The sequence below is a fragment of the Flavobacterium sp. FlaQc-48 genome, from assembly GCF_044007335.1.
GTDB lineage: Bacteria > Bacteroidota > Bacteroidia > Flavobacteriales > Flavobacteriaceae > Flavobacterium.
Genome location: NZ_JBIPCR010000045.1, coordinates 1 through 1,155 on the forward strand (window position 1 = coordinate 1; position 1,155 = coordinate 1,155).

Consider the following 1,155-nt stretch of genomic DNA (forward strand, 5'->3'; position numbering starts at 1 on the left):
GTTTGGAAACAGATCTTTCGCAAGACAATTTACAAGGTGCTGCATGGTTGTCGTCAGCTCGTGCCGTGAGGTGTCAGGTTAAGTCCTATAACGAGCGCAACCCCTGTTGTTAGTTGCCAGCGAGTCATGTCGGGAACTCTAACAAGACTGCCAGTGCAAACTGTGAGGAAGGTGGGGATGACGTCAAATCATCACGGCCCTTACGCCTTGGGCTACACACGTGCTACAATGGCCGGTACAGAGAGCAGCCACTGGGCGACCAGGAGCGAATCTATAAAACCGGTCACAGTTCGGATCGGAGTCTGCAACTCGACTCCGTGAAGCTGGAATCGCTAGTAATCGGATATCAGCCATGATCCGGTGAATACGTTCCCGGGCCTTGTACACACCGCCCGTCAAGCCATGGAAGCTGGGGGTGCCTGAAGTCGGTGACCGCAAGGAGCTGCCTAGGGTAAAACTGGTAACTAGGGCTAAGTCGTAACAAGGTAGCCGTACCGGAAGGTGCGGCTGGAACACCTCCTTTCTAGAGCCTCGAGTGTTAGCAGTAATGCACGCTGAGGAAAAAAGAAGAAGCTTTAAAGGTTTTGATTTTAAGACTATTTTACTCTTGCTGTTAGTTCAAATAATAAATTTTAAGTAAAACAGAGTCTCGTAGCTCAGCTGGTTAGAGTACTACACTGATAATGTAGGGGTCGGCAGTTCGAGTCTGCCCGGGACTACTCTTTAACTTAAAAAAAAAGGAAATTTTAGAAGTTGAGCATTTATGAGCATTCATAACTCATAATTCATAACTCATCATTTAAAAATGGGGGATTAGCTCAGCTGGCTAGAGCGCCTGCCTTGCACGCAGGAGGTCAACGGTTCGACTCCGTTATTCTCCACAAATTTAGTCGAAAGACTAAAGTCTGAAAGTCAAAAGTATGACTTTATGACCTTAGACTTTACAGCTTTCGAGATAAATAAAGTTCATTGACATATTGAGATAAGAAAATAATAAAAAGTAGAAAGCGTTTTTTACAATTTTATTGTAAAAGACAAAAAAAAACGGTCATAATTAATTTTATGATTGGTACAATAAGCAAAATAAGGGCGTATGGGGGATGCCTTGGCTCTCAGAGGCGATGAAAGGCGTGATAAGCTGCGAAAAGCTGCGGG

At 44.8% G+C, this 1,155-nt stretch carries 2 tRNA genes and 1 rRNA gene; all 3 read left to right on the top strand.

Features of this window, described 5'->3' with window-relative positions:
* Positions 1 to 523: ribosomal RNA gene (locus ACHRWY_RS27495) — 16S ribosomal RNA — on the top strand; the annotation flags it as partial.
* A gap of 122 nt (positions 524 to 645) precedes the next feature.
* Positions 646 to 719 (top strand) — tRNA-Ile (locus ACHRWY_RS27500).
* A gap of 88 nt (positions 720 to 807) precedes the next feature.
* Positions 808 to 881, top strand: a tRNA-Ala gene (locus ACHRWY_RS27505).
* Positions 882 to 1,155 lie beyond the last annotated feature (274 nt).